Source organism: Bacteroides sp. AF39-16AC, assembly GCF_003602735.1.
In the GTDB taxonomy this organism is placed as follows: Bacteria; Bacteroidota; Bacteroidia; order Bacteroidales; family Bacteroidaceae; genus Bacteroides; species Bacteroides uniformis.
On sequence record NZ_QTLN01000007.1, the window covers coordinates 179,475 to 186,362 of the forward strand.

At 43.5% G+C, this 6,888-nt stretch carries 8 protein-coding genes; 3 read left to right on the plus strand and 5 right to left on the minus strand.

Features of this window, described 5'->3' with window-relative positions; genetic code table 11:
• Positions 1-98: 98 nt before the first annotated feature.
• From DW039_RS08655 to DW039_RS08665, 3 genes are all read left to right on the plus strand, one after another.
• A complete protein-coding gene (locus DW039_RS08655; RefSeq protein WP_117588861.1) occupies positions 99-1,400 on the plus strand; it encodes a GNAT family N-acetyltransferase in 1,302 nt (433 codons plus the stop codon).
• Positions 1,401-1,434: 34 nt separating this feature from the next.
• A complete protein-coding gene (locus DW039_RS08660) occupies positions 1,435-1,902 on the plus strand; it encodes a hypothetical protein (protein WP_005827650.1) in 468 nt (155 codons plus the stop codon).
• A 245-nt stretch (positions 1,903-2,147) separates the two neighbouring features.
• Positions 2,148-2,591: an Hsp20/alpha crystallin family protein gene (locus tag DW039_RS08665; protein WP_005827646.1), complete on the plus strand. Its 444-nt coding sequence runs from the start codon at positions 2,148-2,150 to the stop codon at positions 2,589-2,591.
• 80 nt (positions 2,592-2,671) lie between these two features.
• Here DW039_RS08665 and DW039_RS08670 read toward each other — a convergent pair whose 3' ends face one another.
• From DW039_RS08670 to DW039_RS08690, 5 genes are all read right to left on the minus strand, one after another.
• The gene (locus DW039_RS08670; RefSeq protein WP_035448609.1) at positions 2,672-3,808 is read right to left on the minus strand and encodes an acyltransferase; all 1,137 of its coding nucleotides are present in this window, start codon (positions 3,806-3,808) and stop codon (positions 2,672-2,674) included.
• 191 nt (positions 3,809-3,999) lie between these two features.
• Positions 4,000-4,215, minus strand: a complete 216-nt coding sequence (locus DW039_RS08675; RefSeq protein ID WP_117681132.1) for a hypothetical protein — start codon at positions 4,213-4,215, stop codon at positions 4,000-4,002.
• Between the two features lie 37 nt (positions 4,216-4,252).
• Positions 4,253-4,888, minus strand: a complete 636-nt coding sequence (locus tag DW039_RS08680; protein ID WP_120381864.1) for a sugar transferase — start codon at positions 4,886-4,888, stop codon at positions 4,253-4,255.
• Positions 4,889-4,946: 58 nt separating this feature from the next.
• The gene (locus tag DW039_RS08685) at positions 4,947-5,753 is read right to left on the minus strand and encodes a glycosyltransferase (RefSeq protein ID WP_120381865.1); all 807 of its coding nucleotides are present in this window, start codon (positions 5,751-5,753) and stop codon (positions 4,947-4,949) included.
• A gap of 43 nt (positions 5,754-5,796) precedes the next feature.
• On the minus strand, positions 5,797-6,765 hold the full coding sequence (locus DW039_RS08690) for a glycosyltransferase (protein ID WP_120381866.1): 969 nt from the start codon (positions 6,763-6,765) through the stop codon (positions 5,797-5,799).
• Between the last annotated feature and the right edge of the window lie 123 nt (positions 6,766-6,888).

A 6,888-nucleotide genomic window follows, 5' to 3' on the forward strand; every position in this document is an offset into this window, starting at 1 on the left:
TGATAAAAAGGCATACTGCAAGCAAAAGAATCAAAATATTGAATTACCTTTACGGAAAATCCAAAGAAAGACCATATCATAAATATCATCCGAGCATCATGGATATACACACATTTATTGCCAATTATCAGGAAGCTTTCGGCCAACACGCCGAACTCCCCATCGCCTTTTGGTATTCAGACCGAATGGGGGCATCTACAGAGAAAGTAACCGGTTGTCTCTTCAAATGCATGAAACAAGTCAGAGACGGCAAAATCGTCAGTCTCAGCAACAAAACAATTACCTGCGGAGGAGGCAAGTTCTATACCGGATTTACTGAAATGCCCGAGCGCGTCCCGGGGTTTGTCTCTTTGAAAGAGAAATACAAGAAGACTCCCGAAATGGTGGTAGATTTTGTCAATGAGCTACAGATTTCCAGAACTGACAAAGCCTATCTGCATTTTGCCCGCATAGACAAGATACCTTCCTTTGATGAAGTGGAAGGACTGCTGTTCCTGCCAACTCCCGACATTCTATCCGGACTGGCGACATGGACCTTCTTCGACAACAATGCATCGGATGCCGTAGCAGCCCCATTCGGCTCCGGCTGCTGTTCCGTCATTACCCAAACCATCATTGAAAACCGGAAACAAGGGAAACGTACTTTCCTGGGATTCTTCGACCCCTCCGTCCGCCCATACTTCGAAGCGGACTTATTGAGCTTCACTATCCCCATGTCCCGATTCAAGGAAATGTATCACACCATGCGCGAAAGCTGTCTGTTCGATACACATGCCTGGGGAAAAATCAAGGAAAGGATACAGCTGTCCCAATCAGGAGACGTACATATCCTCCCCTCTCCCATTTCCTTCCCCATCCTTCCGGACATTTATCTGCAGGAAATCAGAATAGAAGATGCCGCAGCCATCTACCATGCCATCGACACACACCGGGACTACTTAAGAACATGGCTGCCATTTGTGGATAATATGCGCACAATAGCTGATGAAGAAGCTTTTTTACGTCAGGTATTATCTGCTCCTGCCGAACGAAATGAGCCAATATTCGGTATTTGGAACCAACAACATGAAATCTGCGGACTGATAGGTTTCCATTTCTCCGATTTCGACAACCACCGTACAGAACTCGGCTATTGGCTACTGCCGGAATACCAGCATCGGGGCATCATTACTGAAAGTGTCCGCAAGCTGTGTCTGTGGGCCGTACAAGAAAAAGAGATAAAGCGGATACAAATTCGCTGTGCCGTGGGCAATGCAGCCAGTAACGCCGTACCGGTTCGCCTCGGTTTCGTCCATGAGGGAACAGAACGTTGCGGAGAACTGCTGGCTTCTGGAGAATATACAGATATACATATATACAGCATCCTGAAAGAAGAAGTGCTGGCCAACCTCAAACGATAAAATATCAAATATATATCAACTATTGAAATTATACATGGAACAACAACCTCATCTCAATGACCACAACAAGCAGGAGTACCCTCCTATGCACACCACGGAGCACATCATCAACCAGACCATGATAAGGTTATTCGGTTGCGGCCGCTCCATATCAGCACACATAGAACGGAAGAAGAGCAAGCTGGACTATCTCCTTGCCGCCTGCCCCACAGAAGAAGAAATAAAGAAGCTGGAAGAGGCCGTAAACGAGGTAATCGCCCGACAGCTGCCCGTCACAACAGAATTCATTACGCAAGAGGAAGCGCAAGGACGTTTCGACTTGGAACGCCTGCCCGATGGTGCTTCGGAAACGGTACGTGTCGTGAAAGTAGGCGATTACGACGAATGCCTCTGCATCGGAGTACATGTGGAGAATACATCAGAAATCGGAACCTTCAAAATCATCAGTCACGATTGGGACGAAGAAGCCAAGCGTTGGAGAATGCGTTTTAAATTAGTCTGAAAATCTATCAATTTTTAATAAATAAGATAGCAAAATGGCATTAAACAAGCAAATAAGTCAGTTTTTCAATGACAAATAGTCAATAAAGTCAGTGAAAACTGGTTGGCATAAGGTTTGCAATATTGTTAGCGAACGACGGTTCAAGAAACGGATGGTGAAAACCCAAAAGGCAGACACCCGAAGACAAAGAACCGGAGTTCAAAACTAAACAGCATGTTTAACTTAAACAATAGGAGACTATAACTATGATGCCTGTAAGAAGAAACCAAAATTGGTTACCGAGTATTTTTAATGATTTCTTTGACAATGATTGGATGGTAAAAGCAAATGCCACCGCCCCTGCCATCAACGTATTCGAAACAGCAAAAGAGTACAAAGTTGAATTGGCTGCTCCCGGTATGACAAAAGAAGACTTCAACGTTCACATCGATGAAGAAAACAATCTGGTCATCAGCATGGAAAAGAAAACAGAAAGCAAGGAAGAGAACAACAAGGACGAAAAGAAGGAAGGCCGCTACTTGCGCCGTGAATTCTCATACACCAAGTTCCAGCAAACCATGATTCTTCCGGACGATGTAGACAAGGAAAAGATTGGCGCCCATGTAGAAAACGGCGTGCTGAACATTACATTGCCTAAGTTTACAGAAGCAGAAAAAGAAAAGGCCAAGAAATTCATCGACGTAAAATAACGCCCGGCCATTAAAAAGAAAATCTCCCGCTGCACAAGATAATGCAACGGGAGATTTTTTATATCCATAGCCATACGGAACTATTTCTTCTTCCCTTTCAGAAAACGGTCTGTCAGCCACTTGCGCACCGGTTCGTCGTACAGTTTCAAACAAGCATAAGCAAGGACAACGGCTCCCACGAAAGTAAGTATCATATAAGGGATACCTTCTGCCATTGTAGCGTTATTGTTGCATACCCAAGCTGTATAAGTGTATACCAGCGGATAATGGGTGATATAAATCGGATAGGAAATATCTCCCAGGAACTTGCATACGGCAGTAGAGCGCTTACCGGTCACCTTGCCGCCCGCTCCCATCGAAACAATGACCGGGAAGATGCAGATAATACAGAAAGCCTCGTAAAGCCCGTTCATCCAGTAACCATCCTCACCTCCGATACGGGGAATGGAAAGAACCACCACAATCAGCAGGCTGCACCACCAGAAAGCACGCTTTTCAAGCCGTATCAGCCAGCCGAGGCGTGACAGAAGCAATCCGCCGAAGAACGGATACATCAGCCGGACCATACCCACATACTGCTGTTCCCAGTTCAAGGCCCAACCACCCACAATATCGCCGGCAGGAGCAGTCAGACAACGGTATACCGTAAAACACCCTGCCACAAATACCAGCACCGACAGGGCCACCTTATTGAACTTGCGTACAAACAACGCATACAGGATATTACCGATATATTCATAATAGAGCGACCATGCCGGGCCATTCAACGGATGCATTTCCGTCCAGCCGCGAATGTCGAACTTCAGCGGAAGAGGAAGCAAGGTACAGCCCAGCAACATCACCAGCAGCATTGTTCCGATGGACGTATTCTCGATAGGTGGAAAACAAGACGACTCCTGAAAATAGAAAAAGGCAGCGCCCACAATGCTTCCCATAATCACCATAGGATGCAGGCGGATGATACGGCGTTTGAAGAAAGTGCCCACGGTCATCCGGTTCCAACGGTCATCATAAGCATAGCCGATAACAAAACCGGAAAGCATGAAGAAGAAATCCACTGCCAGATAACCATGATTGATAATTTGAGTAAGATGGCTGCCACCTGCATGTGCTTCAAAAAGATGGAAGATAATAACCATGACAGCCGCCACGCCACGAAGTCCGTCAAGAATCTCATAATGCGGTTTCGAGGCAAGATAAGTAGTCTGTGTATTCATTTTGGTATAAGATATTTATTAATTTGCACACAAAGATAAGATTTTTTTCCAAGTGCTTCATGTTCTCATAAACCAAAATGCAATTTACTATATTTTCATGAAGCATCAAGCAGTGAATAAAAGCAGCCGAAACCACCTCTTTCGAAGCAATCCCGGCTGCCGCCTAAAACAGTAACCGCTGTTACCTGTCATTATCTTTGCTGACGCACCATCATGGGGGCGCCCAGTTCCTCCCTCTCCGTCACTTCCAGCCATCCGCTTTGCTCCAACTCGAATAGAGCGGGATAGACACGTAACTTATCAGCACCAGAGTGACGGATTATATCCTCTACGAGAACAGCCTCCGGGCAAGAAGATATATAATCCATAATACGCCGGGTATCAATAATTTTATAGTTTACGTCCATATCTTTCTTTCATCAATGTTCAATTATAAACTATTTCTTAGAATTTCTTCCCAAACGTTATCCTCATGAACGTCATAAAAAGTATCTTGAAGTCAAATCCCCAAGAGCGGTGCTCCAGGTAAAACAAGTCATACCGCAAACGGCGGAGCATCTTCTCCAACGTATTGGTATAGCCATTGTAAAGGGTGGCATACGAAGTCACTCCCGGACGGATCTGATAGAGATAACGGTATCGGGGATCTTTTTCCATAATCTGGTCTATATAGAATTTCCGCTCGGGACGAGGACCGATAAAAGCCATGTCACCGCGAAACACGTTCCACAACTGGGGAAGTTCGTCCAAGTGATGGTCGCGCAGGAAACGTCCTATCTTGGTCAGCCGATGGTCGCCACCGGTGTTGTACAAGGCAGGACCATGCTTCTCGGCATCTGTCGTCATGCTGCGGAATTTATAGATGTAGAAAGGACGCCCGAATCTGCCGATACGCTCTTGCTTGAAAATAGCCGGCCCTCCGTCCTCGCGCTTCACGGCAATATAGCAGAACAGAAACAGAGGTGAGAATACGATAAGGGCACAAAATGCAAGAAAGCAGTCCATTATACGCTTTACATTGCGTTCGAAGCCATTCATGCCATCGGGGATGAAATGGCTGTCTTTTTCAATAAGTTCCATTTTTTTAGGTAAATAGTAATTAGTATAGAATATGTCCAATGAGAAAAGTAGAATGGTCTTATCTCAAAGATTTCTTATATATAAAACTCCTCACACTATTGGGCGCTATCCTTATGGGAAACCTCAATAATACATTCAGACAAAAGCGTTTCCATGATATGAATCCCATCTTCAACATGCAATGCTGGAAACGTGCTTCATTCCATGCATATTTCCACCCTCCGCGGCGTTTGAACATATCAGGCGAAATGCGGAAGTAAAGCAGGCTTTCCTGCATATTATAGAATTTGGCTCCTGTCATCAGCATACGCACCCATAAATAATAGTCTTCAAATAGCGGAAAATGTTGATATTCCCCCGCAGCAAGAACCGCATTTTTGCGGAACATCACCACCGGATGATTCACCGGGTTTCTGCGTTCGGCAAACTGCCGGATTTCTTCATGCGATTCCGGTAATTTTCTTGCAGATCTTATTTGGGAGATATCATCTTCAAACTCGTCAATCCAAGCCCCTACTACATCAATATCCGGGTGTTCTTGAAAGACGGCCAACTGCTTTTCAAATCGTTCCGGTTTTGCAATGTCATCCGTATCCATGCGGGCAACGATGTCGTAAGAGCAATACTTCAATCCTTCATTCAAAGCTTTTCCCAGTCCCACATTAGTGGCTAAAGAAATAATCTTCAGATTAGTGATTTTATGTTTATATTTCTCGACAACTTTCTCTAACTCCAGAGGTAAATCTCCGTCTTCTACCAGCACCACTTCATCCGGCATCCTTGTTTGCGACAAGATGCTATCCAGACACTGCTCCAGTGCCCGGGGATTTTCTTTATAATAAATAGATAATAAGACAGAGAACACAGTTCACATGTTTAGGTATAGGTTTTCTTCAAGAACAAGCACTCTACTGATGCTTCAGTAATTTCAACGTCAATCTTAAGGGTACAAGCATCATCATTTTCATGGCAATCCAGTGAAAAATGTTTCCCACAAAATTCTTCTTGCAACGAATATTTCCATCAGCAATGAAACGCTTGTTCAGCTCCTTGCTTTTCACATCAGAACGCAGGTAATATCGTAAATTGGATATATATGTAAATAATAAAAAGAAGTTTACATAGTTACGAATAGAGCTATCTTTCTCTGCTATAGGGTTCAAGAATTTCTTCCATTCCGTATACGCTTCGTATTGGGTATTGCTATATGATTTATATCCCTGCATTGCCGAATCATCCCGTATCTGGTAAATAAAAGAGAGCCTTGCCGAGTAATATACTTTATCAACCTTGAACATTAATTGCATAAGAAAGAGTACATCTTCACCTATTTTGAGCCCAGGCTTCAATGTTAATTCGTTTTCCAATATAAAAGCCTTGTCATATATGCAACTGCATATATGACAACATAATTTCTTTGATAAGAAATTATATTGTAATATACGTCCGGAGAAAGTTAATCTATCAAATTGCGGAAATACATAACTTTTGTATGTTGCATTGTTTCTACGCATCTCATAACCGAATAGAAACATTTGACAGCCGGAATATTCTGTTATCACTTGTTTAAAATGACTGATAGTCCCTTCTGTCAGCATATCGTCACTATCCAAAAAATAGATATACTTTCCTCGTGCTGCAAGCATACCATTATTGCGGGCAACAGATACTCCTTGATTAGGTTGGTCTATCACACGGATATTTTCATTAGTTGCTTCATATTGTTGCAAGATGGATAACGTATTGTCTTTCGAACCATCGTTTACCAATATCAACTCACAGTCTGATATATCTTGCCGGATCAGCATCTCAACAGTAGGAGCAATGAAACGCTCGCTATTATAGCATGGGATAATAATTGAAATAAGGAGATTCATGAGAAAGAATAAAGATTAGTCCCTATTTTGACGAACACAGTTATTAATTATCTTCTTCGAGAGAAGAAGGATTGTAAGCACTCAATTTAGGGCATCCCCCTTCGAAAGGGCACTTTTCAGTGC